The sequence below is a fragment of the Niabella drilacis genome, from assembly GCF_900101395.1.
Taxonomy (GTDB): Bacteria; Bacteroidota; Bacteroidia; order Chitinophagales; family Chitinophagaceae; genus Niabella; species Niabella drilacis.
On sequence record NZ_FMZO01000004.1, the window covers coordinates 413,201 to 432,732 of the forward strand.

Consider the following 19,532-nt stretch of genomic DNA (forward strand, 5'->3'; position numbering starts at 1 on the left):
TTATTTTAGATTAATGTTGCCGGATTGTTCCGGTAATGGTACAAATTCAGTTTCGCCGGGCACGGGTGGAAAGCGTTGGTCCCGCCAGGCCTGCTTGGCATTTTCAATAACGTCCCTGTCAGCGCTTACAAAGTTCCAGTAGATAAAGCGCTCTTCGGGAAAAGGCTCGCCCCCAAAAATGAAAATGGTTGTATCATCGGTGGTTTCAAAAGAACAAAGAGTACTATCCCTGGCAACGAGTATCTGCCTGGGGCCATAGGTATTGCCCTCACTGATCACACTGCCCTCCAGGATATATAGCCCGCTTTCTCCGTAAAGATCCTTGCCGATATTAAGTTTTTGCCCTTTAGGGGTAACGATCTTGATAAAGTATTGCGGACTGTGTACGGGCACCGGGGATGTTTTGCCAAACGCCGTACCGGAAATCAGTTTTATTTCGGCCCCGTCCTGTTGCCATACGGGGATGGCCGTGGCTTCTACATGGGTAAAGGAGGGCTCGCATTGTTCCAGCTCTTTGGGGAGCGCTACCCATATTTGTAGTCCATGCAGTTTTTTATCCGTTGTACGCAGGCGCTCAGGTGTCCGTTCAGAATGTACCACTCCTTTTCCGGCCGTCATCCAGTTCACTGCCCCGGGAGTGATCTCCACTTCTGACCCGATGCTGTCGCGATGCATAATGGCGCCCTCAAAAAGATAGGTGAGCGTAGAGAGACCGATGTGCGGATGCGGCGGCACGTCCAGGTTTTGGTGGTCCCGGAGATTGGCAGGTCCCATGTGGTCAATAAAAATAAAGGGACCAACCATTCGTTTTTGCCGGAAGGGTAACAGGCGGCCAACCAGAAAATTGCCGATATCTGCAGCCCGTTCTTCAATGATCATTCCAATATTTGACATTATTATCGGTTTTATGTGAATATAAGGTAAACAGGTGAGGTATGCTAACATAGCGGCGCCCTCACCTGTTTCTTTAAACCAGTGTACCAAATTTACCGGCCTGAAACGCTTCCATGGCTTCATAGATCTCCGCTTGTGTGTTCATTACAAACGGACCATAGGCCGCAATGGGTTCATCAATGGGTGCTCCGCTCAGCAGTAATACCACTGCGTTGCGGGTGGCTTTTATAACAATATCCTCGCCTTCGTTTGTAAAGTGGACGAAACTGTGCTCTCCTGCAGGCTGCCCGTTCACTTCTACATTGCCTTTTATGATCAGCAGGGCCGTGTTATAGTTTGCCGGAAGGCTGGTGGTCACTTCTGCATCTGCATTTAAGCGGATGTTGGAGAGATGGACCGGGCTGTAGGTTGCTGCAGGACCGTTTATCCCGTTAAAGGCGCCGGCAATTACGTTTACCACACCGCCATTACCGGGTATTTCATACCGGCCCATGCGGTCTTTGGTAATGGCCTGATAGTGGGGCGTTGTATTTTTATCTTTTGCCGGCAGGTTTACCCAAAGTTGTACCATCTCAAAGGGGCCGCCGGTTTTTGAAAAGTGCTCTTCATGAAACTCTTTGTGCAGGATGCCGGAACCAGCTGTCATCCATTGCACATCCCCCTCGCTAATAACGCCACCGCCGCCACTGCTGTCTGCATGCTGTACACTGCCCTTATAGGCAATAGTAACGGTTTCAAAGCCCTTGTGCGGGTGTGCTCCCACACCCCGAGGAATTTCGGAAGGACCAAAATCGTATTCCGGGTTAAAATCCAGCACCAGGAAGGGGCTCATACTGCGCCGGTCAACAGCAGCAGGAATAAAGCCATATACCCTGAACCCGTCACCTACCATATGCGGCTGCGCCGGCCGGGGTGTTATTCTTGCAATTGTTTTTTTCATATTATGCGTACTCCTTACTTTTTTATAAAATTTCAATTTTGAGGCCCTGCGGCTTTAAACCGTCATCGGTTACAGAGAAAGAATGCCGGGGTGCCGTTTCCTGCTCTTTTAAAAAAGCAGCGATCTCTTTTCCCAGTTCTTCTTCATGATCACTTTGATAGGTGATCCACATGCTGTCATGATCGTTCAATGAAAGCAATTTTTTCAGCATTGCTTCCGCATTGGACGCCAGGTCGTTTTCCGGCGCAACAACCACGTCAAAATCAATAAGCTGGAACTTCTCAACGGCTGCTTCAGCGGTTGATACTTCAACCAGGTTGCTGTTTTTTTGTTCCTTCAGCAGGCGTCTTGCCTGTTCATTGATGTGTATGCCTAAAATTTCTGTTTTCATATCTTTTACTCCTTGTGGTATAAAGTTACAACGGCATAAAAGATTTATACTTAAACTATGTTAAGTGCCGGAATTGTACGCACATATCAACAGGCGCCTGCGCGCTGCCTGTATTTTCCCGGATAACAAGACGCAATAATAGGGAGAGGCTTGTTACTTTTGCAGTTGGGGCGGGTATAAAGGATCCATATACAGAACGGGGAAAGGACAACGATAAGATTACCGGTATCGCCTGATTTGGCGATCCGTTTGTTCATGATAAAGTAACAAAGACTCCATAACTTTAATTTTTCAATTCAAAAGCTAAAAACGCTCTGATTATGAATGTTATCAACCGCGCAAAAAGTATGATTCTTTCCCCAAAAACGGAATGGGATGTTATTGACGGCGAGCAGCCCGATAATGCCAAAGTGATCACCGGTTATGTATTGCCATTGGCTGGTCTTGCAGCTATAGCGGCCTTTATCGGGTACGCCTTTATCGGTTTTGATGCGGGGCTGTTCCGGATCAAGGGTATCAACTGGGGTATTTACCAGGCTATCAACACGCTGGTTGGTGCTGTGCTGGGAGTGTTTGTCAGCGCCTTTGTGATCGATGCATTAGCGTCCAGTTTTGGTTCTGAAAAAAATATGGGCCGGTCTGTGCAGCTGGTGGCCTATGCCTATACGCCGGCATGGGTAGGCGGTTTACTGGCGGTATTGCCCCGGCTGGCCTTTTTGGGGGCCATTTTCGCGCTTTATGGCCTGTATCTTTTATATATCGGGTTGCCCAAAATGAAAAGGACACCGGAAGATAAGCAGCTCTCTTATTTTATTGTATCCCTGCTGGTGATCCTGGCCGTTTATTTTGTTATTGGAATGATCATGAGCGCCCTGGTAATGCCCTCCATGGGACTTTCGATGTCAAAAGATATCCTGGAATCCATAAAAATTCAATAAGCAGCACCACTGCGCTGATTTTTTTGGTAACCTGAAGTGTAAAGGATTGCCGGCGCTTTCGGGAGTGGCGGATTTTTAGCGGAGCTTTCTGGTTTTTATGGTGATGTCGTCCAGCATAATGGTGGTATTGCCGGTATTTTCGATCGCAAGGCGGATGGTTTTTTTATGATGATCCTGCCCGGCCCCGGTCCGGAAATCCATGTGGTTTTTGGCAAAGGTCCTTTTCCCCCGTTTCTCCTGGCTGGCAACCGGTGAAAGGTCGCCGGTCACCATTGTTACGTTTTCAATGCCGGCGCTGGCAGTACCGCCCTGTAACCAGTATTCGAGAGTATACAGGGTATTGTTGCTAAGGTAAAGGTATTGTTCAATTTTTTGACCCGGGGTCAATTGCAGCCCGGTAGTTTTATTTCTGCCCGCGGCTGCAGCTAATGTAGCGGTTCCCTCCCAGGGAGCCAGGCTGCCGCTATCCTCAAAACCCGGGTTCGGTAATTCATTGCCGTTTGTCAGCGGCCATTGGTAATAGCGGATATAGTCTACCTCCATATTTACATTGCCAAGGGAACCGTAAGTGCCCAGAAAAACATTCATAAAATGATTGGGTGCGTAGATCTTGTGTTTATCAGTGTACGCGGCAATGAGGTGGCCGTTGATATAATGTTTGATGCTGGTTGGGGTCCAAAGCATACCATGGATGACCCAGTTGTTTTCATGTGTATAGCCTTTTGCAATATGGGTAGCCAGGTTGTGTACAAATTTCCCGTTTTTATCTACCTGGCCGTGTAATACGAACTGTGCGTTCAGCAATTCAAAGACATCAATCTCAAAAACCTGGCCTGGCGGGCGAATTCCTTTTATGCCGTCTACGACTGTTCCCTGCTCCAGGTAATAGCGTAGATCCGGGCCGGGCGAGTCGAACCAGAAAGCGGTGTTCAGGCCTTTGGGGTTTCCCGTTTTGCTTCGCCGAACTTTTACCTCAAAGTAGCCACCCCGGCTGTTGTCCAGCAGGTTCTCATTTGTTTGCCAGTCGTAGGTTTGTATGGATGATATTTTCTGGTTGCCTTTTTTAGTATACAACCGTTCCGGCAGGGAGTCGTTTACAAAGAGGTTGATGGTTTGACCATTCAGACGGTACGCTGGCTGGGGCAGCTGGCCGGCAAGCATTTCTTTTCTGGATTCTTCATTGAAATAGTTAAGGGATGAAAAATAATTTGTGGTCCATTTATTCCTGTTTAACAGCTCATCATTGAACTCGTCCTGCCAGAAGAGCTGCATCCCCGCAGGTACAGCGGTGGAACCCGGGTTTGTTATCAGGGCGCTCAATTCCTCCGGGTCCGGCTCCCAGTTGCGGTTTGCAGTTACGGTATCTTCTACGATGCTGGTATGCCCTGCTTGGTCAGTGGTTTCCAGCCACACATGATACGTAGCTCCGGCCCGTACTTCCTGTATATAGTAACGATCTTTTCCGGGCAGCAGCATAGCGCCGGGGTTTGCCGGCCTTTTGCTGTCGGCCGACCAGTACAGCTGTTGCCGTTGTATGTTGTTGCCGGCATTCCAGCTTACCCGGATCCAGCTTCGGGTGCCCCTGAGCCGCATTGCTGATGGGGAAGCATCAGGGGGTTGTGCCTGGCCTTCAATGACGACTGAGAGCAACAGGAATAGAAATGCGATTGTTTTCATTGTTCTGAATTGTGTGCGGGTATTGTTGGCGGATGTCCCTGATATGCGAAAGCCTTTGTTGAGGAAATAAAAGCGTGGACGTTGCTAGGCGCCGGTTGCCTCCGCGATGGGTTTTACGGGTTTGAATAGCAACCAGAGTTTTATTTTCAGCGCTATCCAGCCCAACAGGGCATATACCAACAGCAACAGCAGGAGGTGATTCATATAGGGAGCAATGAGCGTTGCTGGGCCTTTTTGGATCAGCAGGATCTTGAACGCCTGTAAAAACGGGGTGAGCGGGATGATGTTGGCAATAAACTGGACAAAGCCGGGCATGGCGCTCATAGGCCAGGTAAACCCGCTGATGATAAAGGCGGGAGATGCCAGCACCATCAATATCTGTGTTGCTTTTAATGCATCGGGGATCAGGATGCTGATAAAGACACCCAGGAAAGAAGCCGAACTCACAAACACAGCGGAGAGCAGTATAAAGTTGAAAATACGTTCCGGAAGCGGCACCCGGAAGATCATGTGCATGATGTAATAGATGCATACGATAAGAATGGAGAAGCTCCAGATGGGAATGACCTTGATCAGCATCGTTGGAAAAGCCCAGCGTCGCATGGCCGTATATTCCTTTTTAAAAGAGCCCCGCTGAAATTCTGCAGCAAAACTTACTGCCATGGCCAGTAAAATAACCTGTTGTAATACTACCGCCAGCATCGCCGGCCACATAAAGATAAGATAGTTGCTGGTGGTATTAAAAAGCGTGATGTAATTGGTTTTAAAGGGCTCGTATTGTGTAGCAGCCCGGCCCGGGCTCATCCCCATTTTCTGGAGGCCCTTTATGGCGGCGCCGGCTGAAAATGTACCGATGGTCAGCTGCAGGGCCTTGGTGGCAAAATTGGCAGTCATCATATTCCCTGTGTTAACGTATACATTGACCTCGGGGTATTTCTTCTGAAGCATGGCGGCTTCAAATTTTGCGGGGATCATGACCACGGCGGCTGCATCGTGCCGGATCACTTCGTTTTTTATGTTGCCGGGCTCCTGAACAAAACGAAGCACTTTAATGCTTTTGTTATCGCCCAGCATTTCCACCAGCTGGCCGGAGAGAGGAGTATTGTCCCTGTCAATAACAATGACCGGTGTGTTTTCCACCTTCCCGCTTTTATAAACAAATCCCAGTAAGGCAGCATAAAAAACGGGGGCCAGGAAAAATACACTCCGCAGGGTGGAGTTGCTGATGAACAGCCTGAACTCTCGTTTCAGCAGGCGCAGGAATTCTTTCATAAAAAAACTATTTCAGGAGCACATTTGCATTTACCAATATCAGCCCGGCTTTATCAGGATCTGCAGGCTTTACCTTTATCTCGTAAACGGCATCCTGCAGCTGGTAGTCGGGGTAAGCGGTTGTAATATCAGCATAGCGGGTAAGCTGTTTAATGTAAACGATAGAACCGCTGACCACTTCCTTGTTATAGACTACTGCTACCTTCACTTGCTGTTCCTTTTTATAAGCATTGATACTGCTTTCCGGAACGGTGAACCGGAACCAGGTGCTGCCCGGTATGTACCCGTTAAACAATGCAAAGCCTGCCGTTGCCAGCTCTCCGGTGTTAAGGCTGATCGTTTCTATTTCCATATCATTGGTGGCAATAACGTAGCGTTCAGCATAAGCCACGTTCGCTTCCTGCAGGGCTCCTTTTGCCTGTGATGCCTGTCCCGCAGCCATTTCCACTTTTTCGATGCGTGTGCCTTTTTTTACATCATCCATCTCTGCAACAACGGCATCGTATTGTGCTTTGGCGCCCTGTAGCTTGGCATATACCTCGTCATAAGCCTGGGGCGACATCAGGCTGTCGTTGTACATGTTGGTAGCCCGGTCAAATGATTTCTGTGCAAAAGTATACTGCTCTTTTAACCCCCGGTACTTGGCCTGCAGTTGCTTCATCTGATCGGCTGTAGCGCCCTTCCGTGCCATCTGTTCCTGCGCTGTGGCGGCATTTACTGCGCCCTCTGCCTGAGCGATTTTCGCAGAAACTTCCGGAACATCCAGCAGGGCAAGGGTATCGCCCTTTTTTACGGTTTGCCCCTCGGTTACATAGATCTTCAGGATTCTTCCTGTAACCTTTGGCGCAAAAGATATTACGTCTTTTTTGACCTTTCCCTCAACGGAAACAGGTTTGCTGTTTTTGTTGCCACACGCGGCCAGTATCAACAGGCCGATCCATACCAGGTAACGATTAACGCTCATTTTTATAAGAAATTTTTGTTATCAGTGCTCAGTTATCAGCGATTAGCTAATAACTCCCTTAATACAGCTTTGTTACATCCAGCTCCTGGGTCGAACGCATCAGTTCTATCGCTGCCCTGCGCTGGTTAAACAAAGCATTCTGATATTCCAGCTCGGCTGCTTCCAGGTCGTTTTCCGCTTCAATCAATTGCATAGATTTGGCCATCCCATACCGGAATTCTTTTTCCGCCTGTACCAATGCATTTTGCGCCAGCTCTTTTTGTTTTTTCTTCAGCCCGATCTGTGCATTGGCGATATCATAACCCGATTGATTATTGGCCTGGTTTAATGTGAGTTTCCGCAGCGCATCATATTTCTGGTTCAGCAACTGCTCCCGGTCTATAAGTGCCAGCCCGGCGGCATGTTTGCCTTCTCTGCCATCGAAGATCGACCACTGAAATCCTACACCGGCCCGCAGTATGGGAAATACATTCAGGCTGGCAGGGCGCCAGTCTAATTTGCGGCCGGGGTATCCGATGCTGGGGATGGGGGGAATAATATTCCCCGAAGTTTTCCATCTGCTGCCATAGAGCCCCAGGTAATAAGCAGAGGCCATAAGCTGCACCTTGGGGATCCACCAGGTTCTTTCTGCCTTTACTTTAAAATCGCTGGCGGCAATGCCATGATCCAACGCCCGGATCTCTGCGCGTTCTTCAATTGTTTTTTGCGGCGCCGTGGTTGTAATAGGCGCCAGGACCGGCTCGATCTGCCGCAGCCGATCCTTGGTAATGCCGGTCAATACCTCAAGTTGCGTAAGCAGCAGCTCTTTTTTACCTTCGTACTCGGCTACTTTTGCGTCCAGGGTGGCCTGGGCCAGCTCAATTTTTTTATGATCATAGGGTGTAATGAGGCCATAGCCCAGTGCCTTATCCGCGGTTTTTTTATTAGCGTCCAGTCTTTTTTTGCTTTCGTCCAGTACTTTTTTTGACTGGTGTACCAATGCCAGCTGATCGTAGGCCCTGGATATAATCGCAACAACTTCGTCCTGCGATTTCTCGAGCAATGCCTTTTCAGACAGCTGTTTTTCTTCCAGTGCCTTACCCAGGTATTTTACCTTGCCACCGGAGTATAAAAGCATTTTTGCATCAGCTTTTGCAAGACCCGAAAAGCCGGAAATATTCAGGTTGTTATTATATTTTCCTTCGGGAATATTCAGAAAAGGCTGCAGGTTGATCTCCGGAGAAATAAGGTGGGCCGTGGCATTCATATAACCGGCCATACCGCTGGCTTCCAGGGTGGGCAGGAAAATATCTTTAAGTTTCTGCTGGTCCAGTTCGGTGATCTTGTTTTTGGTTTGCTGCATTCTCAGATCGGCATCCCGCACCAGTGCGCTGTCTAAAAGCTCTTTAAAATCCGGTGCTGATTGTGCCTGGCTGTTGCTATGGAATAGCAGCAAAAGCAGGATAAGGTGCAGCATCTCTTTCATTATGGAAAAATATTTTATACGGGAATAAAATTTACATTAAATATAATATTAAATCCGTGTTTTACCCCATTCTGTGCTGAAAATATGATGTCAGACTTTTTTTTTAAGTATGCGGATATGGAAATGTCTGTATGCAGATCCGGGCCGGATCATTGAATATATTTTTAAGCAGTGCCTGTTGCAACAAATATTGTTTGCTCCTGCCGGTTATAGAGAAGGGCTATATTGCCGGTCGGTTTTTGCAGCCTCCTGCTCATGGCAACTTTGTTTGCAATAGGATACCTGGTGATTTTGGCTGGTGCCGGGAGGCTGGGGGAGCGCATCTTATTAGATGCATTCAGAACTCCTGTGCTGTGGCGGTCATTCCCGCTATAGCTGCCGATTATTTTTTTCTGCGTTCTGATTGCCATCACCTGTGCATTAAGTTAAGGTTAACGGGGCGCAACGCAAGCAGGTCGTAAATGAATTGTGTCCTAAAGTAGCTGTCATGATACAGGTATGATAAACGTTGTATAAACACAAGGCTCCGGAAGGAGTCAGGACCGAAGCCATGGGTTAACCTGTGGATGAAAAATAATACCTGCAAAGGCATCATTACAAATGATAGAAACAGTCTTTAAAAAAGGGCTTTAATAGGCTTTCGAAATTTTAGATGTATTTGACGCATATCAGGAAGGTGCAGGACGGTGGTTTAAAAAAGTTTTCTCATTTTCGTTTTTGAAAGCGATTGTGTGCAGCAAATGAAATATATCTCAATAAAATGAAATTCCATTTTTAACTATTAAAACCAATCAGATGAGACTGTTTGCGGTTAAAGCCTTTTCCACTGTTACCTGACTTGTATGCTGCCCGGGATTTGACAGCAGTTCAAAACCAACAGGACGGGGTGGGGAGGGATGATCAATAATGTATACGTTACCTGCTGTAATTTAAATGGTCCTATGGGGCTGGCCCGTCTCCCCTATATAGCTGTAATGCGTTCTGCCGCCGGACCTGTGGTCAACCTTTACAATGCAGCAACAGCTTCTATGACCCAGGTATCCGGTTAAAGATCACATCCGCGTTCCCACAAAGCGGAGCGGTTCGCATCCGGGTGCATACTACGAAAAAGGAAGTATTCCCTGTCAGACTGCGGATCCCCTCCTGGAGTGCCGCAACCCGGGTGGCGGTAAACGGGCAAGCCTACAAAGCAATACCGGGAGGCTATCTCGAAATCAAGCGAAGCTGGAGGGATGGTGATGAGATTATAGTTTGGCTGGACATGCGGAGCCGCATCCTGGAAGCACCTCATGGCAGCAACCGGAACGAAGATCCGTTCAGGGCGTTGCAGGTGGGGCCTCTTGTGCTGGAAAGAGATGAAAACCAGGATCCGCATTACAATGAGCCGGTCAGTATTGTGAGCCATAAGGCCTTGTAGAGGCGAAGCCGGCACGACCGGCCGGAAGTCATTACCAGCAGATCATGCAGGTGCCCACCACCGGCGGTTATATCCGGATGGTGAAATATGCATCTGTGAACAACTGGGATGGAACCTATATCTGCGCCTGGCTCCCCTATAGGTAGAAGGGGAAGAAAGAGGTAATATTGTTGAATGTATAAAATAACCACGCAAATGATCGTAAAAAAGAGGATCCGTTGTTTATTGCTGTGCTGCCTGGCCTGGGCAGCAGGCTCCGGTAGCACAACAGCGCAGCGTTATGATGTGGCGGCTTTTTACTGGCCGGCCTATCATTATGAGCCCAGGAGTGGCTTTCTTTTTCCGGATAAAAAAGGGGAGTGGGAAATTATCTATAAGGCCAGGCCCAAAGAGGAAGGGCATATGCAGCCCAAAGTGCCGTTATGGGGGTATGAAAACGAGGCCGATCCGCGGGTAATGGACCGGAAAATAAAAACGGCCGTGGCCCATGGTGTAAACACGTTTATATTCGATTGGTACTGGTACGAAGGACAGCCATTCCTGGAAAGCTGTATTAATAACGGGTTTTTAAAGGCCAATAGAGGACGGATGAAGTTTTACCTGATGTGGGCTAACCACGATGCTACCAGCTATTGGGACGCCCGTAATCCACGCAAGGACTCGGTGATCTGGAAAGGAGGAGTAAGCCGGGCAGAGTTTGATAAGATCACCGACCGGTTGATCAGTCGCTATTTTAAAAACCCGTCTTATTACAAGATCAACGGAGAGCCCGTATTTTGTATTTATGAATTGCAAACCCTTATCAATGGTCTGGGCGGGCCGGTAGCAACAAAAGCGGCCCTTGATGATTTCAGGAGAAAAACAAAAGCCGCGGGTTTCCCGGGGCTGCATCTTCAGGGTATCTTATGGTCGGCCTTACCGGCGTCTATCAGCGGCGTGCCGGGCGATAAGATACAAACACAGGATAAAGTGCTTACCTATTTTGGTTTTAAAACCATTACCAATTATTGCTGGGCGCATCTGCAGCGGCCTTCAGGCGACTATGAAAAATGGGCCGACGCTTCTACAGCAATGTGGAGCGGGTTTGACCACGATTTTTCGATCCCCTATCTTCCGAACGTAACCATCGGTTGGGATCCCAATCCCCGTTATCCCTTCAAGGCAGGATATATCACCAACCCGGCTCCCGAAAAATTTGCGAAATACCTTGAAAAAGCGAAGGCTTACCTGGATGCGCATCCAGGGCAGCCGCAAATAGTGACCATCAATGCCTGGAATGAATGGTCGGAGGGCAGCTACCTGGAGCCCGATACCGTACATAAGCTGGGGTACCTTGAAGTACTGAAACGGATTTTTCCGGCGCACCCTGCAACCACCATAAAATAGCAGCGAGAATATTAACTATAACGTGTATCAATGAACCTTATTTTCCCAACGCATCGCTTGCTGCTGACCGGTTGTTTTCTACTGCTGTTGCTGTATGCTGCTGCTCAGACATTAACGGTTGATCATTCTCTGCAAACGGCTACAGATGCGCTGGGCCGGCGCGTTCCGGGTTATGAAACCACCGGCGCCTCCCGGAAGGATAAGTTTGTAGGATTGTTCTACTGGACCTGGCATACAAGACAGGGCAAGGACAATCCCCCCTTCAATGTAACGGATTACCTGGCCCGCGATCCGAAGGCCATTGACGATTATGACCATCCCATCTGGCCCCGGCGCAACAGCCCCTGGTTTTGGGGCGAGCCTTTGCTGGGCTATTACCTGGACACCGATGAATGGGTATTACGTAAACATGCGGAGATGCTTGCAGACGCAGGTGTGGATGTGATTATTTTTGACTGTACCAACGGGAATATCACCTGGAAGGAATCCTACAGGAAGCTTTGCGAGGTATTTACCAAAGCGAGGAAGGATGGTGTTCCAACACCCCGCATCGCCTTTATGCTCCCATTCTGGCCCAGCGACGGAGGTAAGGAGATCCTGAGGGAGCTGTACCATGACCTGTACCGGCCGGGACTTTATAAAGACCTTTGGTTTATCTGGAAGGGAAAGCCATTGATCATGGGGTTGCCCGAGTTTGCGGATGATATTGCAGGTAAGAAAAATGATCCTGCGCTGCGCGCGGCCATGAAAAACTTTTTCACTTTTCGACCGGGGCAGCCCGTGTATAACAAGGGTCCCGAGCGCCCGGATCACTGGGGCTGGCTGGAAATATATCCCCAGCACGGGTTTGTAAAGAACAAAAATGGCGGGTTTGAACAGGTGACAGTAGGCGTGGCACAAAACTGGAGCAAGGAAAGGGGATTAACGGCTATGAATGCTCCCGGTGCTTTTGGCCGGAGCTATACAAATGCAAAAGGGCAGATAACAACACCGGGTGCGGTGAATTATGGATTCAATTTCCAGGAACAATGGGAGCGCGCACTGGAGCTGGATCCGGAGTTTATTTTTATTACCGGCTGGAACGAATGGATCGCAGGCCGTTATAAAGTATGGCAGCAGCAGACCAATGCATTCCCGGATGAATGTGACCAGGAGGGCAGCCGCGATGTAGAGCCAATGAAAGGCGGACATGGCGATAACTATTACTACCAGATGGTGACCAATATACGCCGGTTTAAGGGCCTGCCCGCGCCACAACCCGCCTCAGCACCGCGTTCCATCCGGATAGACGGCAACTTTGAAGAATGGATGAAGGTAACCCCGGCATTCCGCACTTATAAAGGCAATACACTGCACCGGAGCAGCCCCGGCTGGGGCAGCCTGTATTACCGGAACAATACAGGACGTAATGATATCGTTTTGGCCCGGGTTGCGAGGGATAACGAGAACTTTTATTTTTATGTGGAAACCGCAGCTGACCTTACACCCAGAACAGACCCGGGGTGGATGCGCCTTTTTATTGATACGGACAATGATAAGAATACCGGGTGGGAGGGTTATGATTTTGTTGTGAACCGGCTGAGCCCGGGGCAGAAGGCAACCCTTGAAAAATCAACAGGGGGCTGGTACTGGCAAAAAACGGGGGAGCTGGAATACGCAGTTGCCGGTAATAAAATGGAGCTTAAAATACCGAGATCATTACTGGGCATACCTGCTAAGGCAGATCTTGGTTTTAAATGGAGCGATAATATGCAGCAGGACGGGGTCATCACAGATTTTATCATCAACGGTGATACCGCACCCCTGGGAAGATTTAATTTTCATTTTGCAGCACCGTAGAGGCAGCACTTATTTTAAGTCCTTATTTATTCAGGGAGATACTGTACCCCTGAATAAATGGTTGTCGAAACAGTAGCCAGAATATTGACGGTTGCAGGTGTATTACTGCCGACGGTCAAAAACGAGCCGGTTTGCCAGGGTGATCTCATCCGCGCTGATCGTGTGTCCCATGTTTGGATAAACCTTTTCCGTAACGTCAGCATTCATCTGCTGCAGCAACCCGGTGGTAGCCTGCACCCGTTCTACCGGTACATGAAAATCCGGATCGCTGGTACCAATGAATACAGGTGTTTGCCGGAAATCACCCGTATAGTTCTGCGTGTAAAGCCGGTCGCCGATCAGTCCGCCGGTAAAAGCCACCGCGCCGCCATAGCGTTGTGCATGGCGTGTAATGTACTCAAGGGTGAGGCAGGCGCCCTGTGAAAAGCCCAGAAAGTAGAGATGCTCTTCTGGAATACCCGCTTTTAATACAATATCTGCGGTTTGTTGTACAATATCAATAGCAGAGGAAAGCCAGGGCTCATTATCTTTTACAGGGGCCATAAAAGAATAGGGATACCAGGTATGATTGGTAGCCTGTGGCGCCAGCAATGCGGTGTCTGTTAGATGAAGGTAACCGGCGAGCGATAGTATATCATCAGCTGTTGCGCCCCGTCCGTGCAGCATGATCAGTGCCCGGGAGGCCTTGCTCAGCTCCATTCCGCCTGTGGTGATATTTAATGTGTGCATATATGCTCCTTTTTTAGTTATTGAGTGTGGCTGGGTCTTCCGCAAATGAACTGCATGCTCATCAGAGGCCCCAAAAACGTTCCTGGTATTTGACGGGTCTTTCGTCAAAGAAATTACCAGATCGGGATCGTATTATAATTGGGGAAGGACGGCTTCAATTTTATTCCGCGCGGGTTCATATTGCCTGGGCAGCTTTAATGCCGTACCCAATTGCTCCAGCGGTTCATCCCTTGTAAAGCCCGGGTTGTCCGTAGCGATTTCAAATAATACGCCACCGGGCTCCCGGAAATAGAGGGAATAAAAATAATCCCGGTCGATCTTGGGAGTGATGTTCAACCCGGCGGCCGCAATTTTTTCTCTCAGTTCCATTTGCACGGTGTCATCCGCTACCCTAAACGCGATATGGTGATTGGTTCCGGCGGCGTTGCGTCCGTAGCCAGCGCCCGGATCTTCGATAATGTCGATATAATTAGCCGTGTCGATATTTTCATTTACAAACCGGTAGCGGTTCCCTTCCTGTGCCGTTTGCCGGTAGCCCAGCAGATCGGTCAGTACTTTTGCTGTAGGATCTGCCTGATGCAGGGTGAGGGTTGCATTGTGAAAGCCTTTGGTGGCCACGTCGGCAGCAACCTCGCTGGTGGTCCAGGGAACACGGCCATCTGCAACAGCAGGAATGATCAGTGAAAGCTGCAGCCCGTCCGGGTCGGTGAAGGCCAGCTGCTGTTCCCCGAATATTGCTGCTTCTTTATATGTGATCTTGTTTTCATCAAAACGCTTTTTCCAGAAATCGAAACTGCCTTCCGGAACGGTATAGCCGATATGTGTGGTCATTCCGGCTCCTGCCCTGCCTTTGCCGATCCCTTCCCAGGGAAAAAAGGTAAGGATGGTACCCGGTGTACCGCTTTCATTACCGTAGTAAAAATGGTAGGTACCGGGATCGTCAAAGTTTACTGTTTTCTTTACGAGCCTCAGCCCCAGTATATTGGTATAGAACGCGTGATTGCGTTTGGCATTGTCCGCTATAGCGGTGATATGATGCAATCCTAAAACTTTATTTTCCATGATCGTGATTTTTTATTAGAACACAAAGTTAGCCTCCAATAATCCGGAATCACTTGAAGTAGATTAAGTGGTAATAAAGGTCGTTGTAGTTATTTTGCAGGGTAAATACAGGCATCACTCTTAAAAAAAAATTATGCAGGTACAATCCTTTAAAGCTTCCGAAAGAGGCATCAAAGACGCAGGCTGGCTAAAGAGCAATTTTGTTTTCAGTTTCAGCAATTATTATAACCCTGTAAAAAGCGCATTTGGAACGTTATTTACGTTTAATGATGATTACCTGGCACCGGGTAAGGGGTTTGGTATTCACCCGCATATGAATATGGAGATCATTTCCATACTGCTTAAGGGTGAAATGAATCATAAAGATACCCTCGGTTATGATACTGAGTTTGAAGAAGGCGGCGTACAGATCATGAGCGCCGGCAGTGGACTGCGGCATGAGGAGTATAATATCGGGGAAGAGGAAGTGAATTTTTTGCAGATCTGGATCTACCCCAAGCAGCAGAACATTGTGCCCCGCTATCAATACCGCAGCTTCCCAAAAGAAGCAAGGAAGAACAGGCTGGTTACTATTGTATCGCATGAAGAGGGGCAGGCGCATTGCTGGATCAATCAGAACGCCCGGCTAAGCCTGGGGTATTTTGAAAAAGAGAATACGACTACCTATTCCTTCAATCCAGAAAACAAATGTCTTTTTATATTTGTGATCTCCGGATCGGTTACCGTAAATGGGGTGGACGTTCCGCAGCGGGATGCATTGGGTATCTGGGATACGGATACGGTAACGATCCGGTGCAATGAAGAAAGTGAATACCTGGTTATTGAAACAGTAGTAAATCAGAAGTGATGGCTGCGCTGCAACGGCCTGTGTTTAGCCTTCGGTAGCCCGGTGTCAGGGGCCGGAGTTTGTGGATATGAGTATTGCTGCAGGTATGCTAAAGCGCAAAATCGTGCAGCCCCATCCCATACATAGATTTCCTTCTTTTAGCTTCCTGCCGGATCCGGGTGTTCCTGCCGCAGTGTAGGGCATTAATAGGTTGGACAGGTCCCGTCAAGTCCTTTCTCCGAATAACTCACCGGGCAAAACCTCCAGTGTTTCGGCAATTTTAATGATATTCAGCAAAGAGGTATTAATGATGCCCCTTTCAATCCTGCTTATCTGGGAGATCTCCATGCCAATGGTAAAAGCCAGTTTCTCCTGCGTGAAATTTTTTCTTAAACGAATGGATCTCAAACGCTTGCCAAAATCTTTTAATATTTGTTCCTCTGCACGGGTCACAAAAATAAAAGTCGATAAATGGGCAAATAAACCTATAAGCAAATTTGCCTATATTTGATGCGGCTGTTTAAACAGATCTGCTATGAAGTATTGCAAAGACCCACATTGCCTGGAAACCCTTTCTTTGAGTTGTTATAAAAGAGGGGATGACACCCGTTAAGGTGGGATCAGGAATTACAAAGCCACCACCTGAAATACCTGGAGAACAACCATGAACGGACAGCGCCCAACCTGCTTATTTTCTCACCGCCTAATAGCACATTATGATCAACAATTCAACTGCTCAACTGGAAAAAATTTTATCCGTCTATATGCCAAAGCAATGGATAACCAGAACTTTTCTGGAAAAGAAAGACCTGAACGAACCGGAGTACAGGAAAAATACGGATTGGGGTGTTATACATGCTTCCAATGTCAGCAACGAAGTGCTGGTATTGCTGATGGATATAGGCAGCGCTTATGGTCTGCAAAGTGCAGCATACCAGGATGCCTGTACCTACTATCTTTCAACGGTGTTTTATTTAATTCATTGTGAACTGGAGTACAAGGCAGGTAACAGCAGCGCTAAGGGTATGCCGGAGCACATCCGGCAGGTGTATGTGCAGGCCATTTATACAGCAAAATACATTCTTGATGCGCTTGACAATATGAATTTGTATATGACGATTCCCATTTTCCAGGAAGCAAAACACATCCGGGCGCATATCGAAATTATTGATAGGGCATTGAGTAAAAAAAAGGGGTTCTTCCGGCGGTTGTTCAGGTAGGTCTCTGAGGAATCTGTTAGATCGTATGCGGAAAAACATAAATGGGGTGGCCCCGTATTATCTTGTTTGTATCATCTTTTCCGGCAAACATTGCCCGGTGCGGTATTGTCCCGGGTTGTTCATTACAGGTTCTTAACAGCCGGACCGTCAATCTCCGCTGACCTGCTTCCGGAACGTCCTTTGACGCGGGTGTGCGCTGGACGGGCGGAATACGATCCTGGATGATTTATGCCAACCGGGTTTTGATGTGGGGGAGCTGCAAAGGACAAAAAGTATAGTTCTGAATGAGCCGTATAGCCCTTCTTTTCAAAGGGGGGCGGCCGGATTCATTCATCCTATTCGGGTTTAAAATAGTGAATCAGCGTACCCAATACAGCGGAAAATAAACTAAAAGGAGTGGTTCTCCGCTCCTTTTAGTTGAATGGTCATTTTTATTATTTTATGTTGATCAGGGGCATGGAACAATACGTCTTACATCCAGGTGAATACCATAAAAGGCAAAACTGGGTACTGTAACCGTTAATGAATTGCCTTTGTAGGTTTTGAACTGACCGGGCGCAGGATTGCTTGCAGGAGGCGTAGTATTATACCCCTGTATTTTTACAGATTCATTATCACTTGTTAATGACCAGCCGGCTGCAAGTGTGATCGTAATGATAATATTACTGTTGATATCAGATGCTGGGAAAGAAACCGTTCCTGCCTGCATCGTCTGGCCGGCATAGGTCGCTACCACCTGACTGCTGTTGTAGGGCGTATAGGTAGCCCAGCCCCTTAAAAAGTTTTTAAAAACAGCTTAAAGGGGGCTTCAGCCCGGGAAAGCAATAGAAATGAACCGGGGAGTAAAGTTTATGAAGATATCATAAAGCCTTGCATCTTGCCGGCTCTTTTAATGAGTCTTGGTATAACAACCAGGTTGCGTGCGCCGGCTTCAGATGGTCAATTTAACCGGCGCACGCAATCTCTATTGAATATCGGATTCGGAAATGTGCAAAGAACACTGAATCTTATATCCTTTGGAACGGCCGCCACTTCGGGAATACTGCCACAAGCTATTATCATTAACATCCTTTATTAACCGAAGTTGACTTTCATTACTTATTTTCGCTCCAAGGGAATCTACATTTAGTGGATTTGCACAGTCTCCGTTGGTCCAATACCCTCCAGTCGTCCCGCTGGCATTAAAAAAGCTGGTAGCTGATCCTGCCTTCACCAGAATACTGTCAATGGGTGTGTATGTGATTGAACCGGTTACAGACTTTTGGTACCAAATGATCCATACATCCTTTTTTGAATCATTCTGAACGACTTTCCTAAATTCTGATCCAGGATCACACCCTGCGAGTACAGTCCAGATTAGTATTATTGCTAAGGCTTTCTTATTCATAAAATAATTGATTTGTTGGGCAATTTAATATCCATAAGCATTTCTCAATAGAGTATAATTTTGGTTCGTATTCGCATTTCCACTTGAAGGAATAAAATTTTGCAGCTTGTTAATCAGTCCTACTGCGTCCGTTGTTCCATATAGCTGGTTGAATATTGTGCCGATTTTATATCCTTGAATACTATCAACGGTTATGTTGTCGTTCAAATTGTGTGTGACGTTATAATTGTTACTATCGCTGACATCGTGCAAAAAGCCGCTCGGAATATGTCCCGATTCAAAACTTGTTCGTTCATTAGCGGCATACCAGCTGTTATCAAACGCTGCCGTGGGTGGAAAATTGAATACCGGCAGACTACTATGTGCATTGGGCCCATACCTTTTGTGTGCATATTCCCTTCCCAAAAAATAGCCCCACATTTCTATAAGATCCGTTTTCTCCACTCCTGGGTCACCAGCATTTCCATAGCCGTTATGACTCACCGTAAATTCGATATTATCAAACCACATATTAAAATCTGCTATCCGGTAATGACTCGCATGGGCAAATTCATGATAAGCAACTTCTTTGATCCTGTCCGTAGCAAAATGGTCGGCGTCCCAATGATAGCCAATAGCAACATCCGGGGCTTTACTGGCAATATTCGTCGCTATCGCAGAAACCGTCACCGGATCTCCATAGAACACTCCGGTGGCAATACCGGCTGCACCTATGAAAAACGACTTAATTGTACCCATTTGCACCGGGTAGGTGCCGGACATTTGTGCAAACATGGGTGCAGCACCATCCCCGGCAAAACGATGCACTAATATCTGAATCCCATACGGAGGCGGTAAAATGCCATCCGCTGCGGCATTCTCATCAAATTCATATAACGCGTTATTAACCGTGGCCGCCACATAGTATTTTGCATCATTACCCTGGTCATCTGTATTCCGTTCATAAGAAATATTCGCATTATTCATGCTATACGATATATTTCCATAAATATGCTTTAAAGGCAGGTTGTATTGCCCCAGGTTGGCAAGATCATTATAGCCCCTTATTTCCTTGCGATCACTTTCAAAAATAACATTCATAATAACCGGCAGCCGTGGCCCGACCGGGGGCCGGAAGCCTATAAT

Annotated in this window: 19 protein-coding genes; 6 read left to right on the forward strand and 13 right to left on the reverse strand. The window is 47.7% G+C overall.

All coding sequences use genetic code 11. From position 1 onward, the window contains the following. From BLS44_RS10235 to BLS44_RS10245, 3 genes are all read right to left on the reverse strand, one after another. Positions 1 to 894 carry a pirin family protein gene (locus tag BLS44_RS10235; RefSeq protein ID WP_090390012.1) on the reverse strand — a complete coding sequence of 298 codons (894 nt, stop codon included), beginning with the start codon at positions 892 to 894 and terminating at the stop codon, positions 1 to 3. 73 nt (positions 895 to 967) lie between these two features. After that, the gene (locus BLS44_RS10240) at positions 968 to 1,834 is read right to left on the reverse strand and encodes a pirin family protein (RefSeq protein WP_090390013.1); all 867 of its coding nucleotides are present in this window, start codon (positions 1,832 to 1,834) and stop codon (positions 968 to 970) included. Between the two features lie 22 nt (positions 1,835 to 1,856). After that, positions 1,857 to 2,225, reverse strand: coding sequence for a hypothetical protein (locus tag BLS44_RS10245; RefSeq protein WP_090389970.1), 369 nt, complete (start codon positions 2,223 to 2,225; stop codon positions 1,857 to 1,859). A gap of 320 nt (positions 2,226 to 2,545) precedes the next feature. On the opposite strand from BLS44_RS10245, the gene BLS44_RS10250 reads away from it, so the two are divergent. Beyond that, a complete protein-coding gene (locus BLS44_RS10250; protein WP_090389971.1) occupies positions 2,546 to 3,163 on the forward strand; it encodes a Yip1 family protein in 618 nt (205 codons plus the stop codon). Between the two features lie 75 nt (positions 3,164 to 3,238). Here the strand turns inward: BLS44_RS10250 and BLS44_RS10255 are convergent, their stop codons facing one another. The 5 genes from BLS44_RS10255 to BLS44_RS10275 all read right to left on the reverse strand — a co-directional run bounded on the left by BLS44_RS10255 (position 3,239) and on the right by BLS44_RS10275 (position 8,951). After that, entirely contained in the window at positions 3,239 to 4,840 is a 1,602-nt protein-coding gene (locus BLS44_RS10255) for a glycoside hydrolase family 16 protein (protein ID WP_143019719.1), read from the reverse strand. A gap of 84 nt (positions 4,841 to 4,924) precedes the next feature. Continuing rightward, complete coding sequence (locus BLS44_RS10260; RefSeq protein ID WP_090389973.1) at positions 4,925 to 6,112, reverse strand: ABC transporter permease; 1,188 nt, start codon at positions 6,110 to 6,112, stop codon at positions 4,925 to 4,927. A 7-nt stretch (positions 6,113 to 6,119) separates the two neighbouring features. Then, a complete protein-coding gene (locus BLS44_RS10265) occupies positions 6,120 to 7,076 on the reverse strand; it encodes an HlyD family secretion protein (protein WP_090389974.1) in 957 nt (318 codons plus the stop codon). A gap of 58 nt (positions 7,077 to 7,134) precedes the next feature. After that, positions 7,135 to 8,541, reverse strand: a complete 1,407-nt coding sequence (locus BLS44_RS10270) for a TolC family protein (protein WP_090389975.1) — start codon at positions 8,539 to 8,541, stop codon at positions 7,135 to 7,137. Positions 8,542 to 8,705: 164 nt separating this feature from the next. Beyond that, positions 8,706 to 8,951, reverse strand: a complete 246-nt coding sequence (locus tag BLS44_RS10275) for a hypothetical protein (RefSeq protein ID WP_090389976.1) — start codon at positions 8,949 to 8,951, stop codon at positions 8,706 to 8,708. A 629-nt stretch (positions 8,952 to 9,580) separates the two neighbouring features. Between BLS44_RS10275 and BLS44_RS10280 the strand changes: the two genes are divergently transcribed. The 3 genes from BLS44_RS10280 (at position 9,581) to BLS44_RS10290 (ending at position 13,183) form a co-directional block, all read left to right on the forward strand. Beyond that, positions 9,581 to 9,958: a beta-L-arabinofuranosidase domain-containing protein gene (locus tag BLS44_RS10280; RefSeq protein ID WP_090389977.1), complete on the forward strand. Its 378-nt coding sequence runs from the start codon at positions 9,581 to 9,583 to the stop codon at positions 9,956 to 9,958. 195 nt (positions 9,959 to 10,153) lie between these two features. Further along, positions 10,154 to 11,344 carry a glycosyltransferase WbsX family protein gene (locus BLS44_RS10285; protein ID WP_090390014.1) on the forward strand — a complete coding sequence of 397 codons (1,191 nt, stop codon included), beginning with the start codon at positions 10,154 to 10,156 and terminating at the stop codon, positions 11,342 to 11,344. A gap of 30 nt (positions 11,345 to 11,374) precedes the next feature. Beyond that, positions 11,375 to 13,183 (forward strand): hypothetical protein, encoded by a 1,809-nt coding sequence (locus BLS44_RS10290; RefSeq protein ID WP_218127722.1) that lies wholly within the window; start codon positions 11,375 to 11,377, stop codon positions 13,181 to 13,183. Between the two features lie 102 nt (positions 13,184 to 13,285). Here the strand turns inward: BLS44_RS10290 and BLS44_RS10295 are convergent, their stop codons facing one another. Further along, positions 13,286 to 13,912 carry an alpha/beta hydrolase gene (locus BLS44_RS10295; protein WP_090390016.1) on the reverse strand — a complete coding sequence of 209 codons (627 nt, stop codon included), beginning with the start codon at positions 13,910 to 13,912 and terminating at the stop codon, positions 13,286 to 13,288. A gap of 132 nt (positions 13,913 to 14,044) precedes the next feature. Continuing rightward, positions 14,045 to 14,974 carry a ring-cleaving dioxygenase gene (locus BLS44_RS10300; protein ID WP_090389978.1) on the reverse strand — a complete coding sequence of 310 codons (930 nt, stop codon included), beginning with the start codon at positions 14,972 to 14,974 and terminating at the stop codon, positions 14,045 to 14,047. 133 nt (positions 14,975 to 15,107) lie between these two features. On the opposite strand from BLS44_RS10300, the gene BLS44_RS10305 reads away from it, so the two are divergent. After that, complete coding sequence (locus BLS44_RS10305) at positions 15,108 to 15,821, forward strand: pirin family protein (protein WP_090389979.1); 714 nt, start codon at positions 15,108 to 15,110, stop codon at positions 15,819 to 15,821. Between the two features lie 204 nt (positions 15,822 to 16,025). Here the strand turns inward: BLS44_RS10305 and BLS44_RS10310 are convergent, their stop codons facing one another. Beyond that, positions 16,026 to 16,295 (reverse strand): helix-turn-helix domain-containing protein, encoded by a 270-nt coding sequence (locus BLS44_RS10310; RefSeq protein ID WP_090389980.1) that lies wholly within the window; start codon positions 16,293 to 16,295, stop codon positions 16,026 to 16,028. A 269-nt stretch (positions 16,296 to 16,564) separates the two neighbouring features. Between BLS44_RS10310 and BLS44_RS10315 the strand changes: the two genes are divergently transcribed. Further along, complete coding sequence (locus BLS44_RS10315) at positions 16,565 to 17,020, forward strand: hypothetical protein (RefSeq protein ID WP_143019720.1); 456 nt, start codon at positions 16,565 to 16,567, stop codon at positions 17,018 to 17,020. Between the two features lie 448 nt (positions 17,021 to 17,468). Here BLS44_RS10315 and BLS44_RS10320 read toward each other — a convergent pair whose 3' ends face one another. Then, on the reverse strand, positions 17,469 to 17,756 hold the full coding sequence (locus BLS44_RS10320) for a hypothetical protein (protein ID WP_143019721.1): 288 nt from the start codon (positions 17,754 to 17,756) through the stop codon (positions 17,469 to 17,471). A gap of 675 nt (positions 17,757 to 18,431) precedes the next feature. Then, the coding region (locus tag BLS44_RS10330) for a hypothetical protein (RefSeq protein ID WP_218127723.1) at positions 18,432 to 19,532 on the reverse strand (1,101 nt) is incomplete at its 5' end.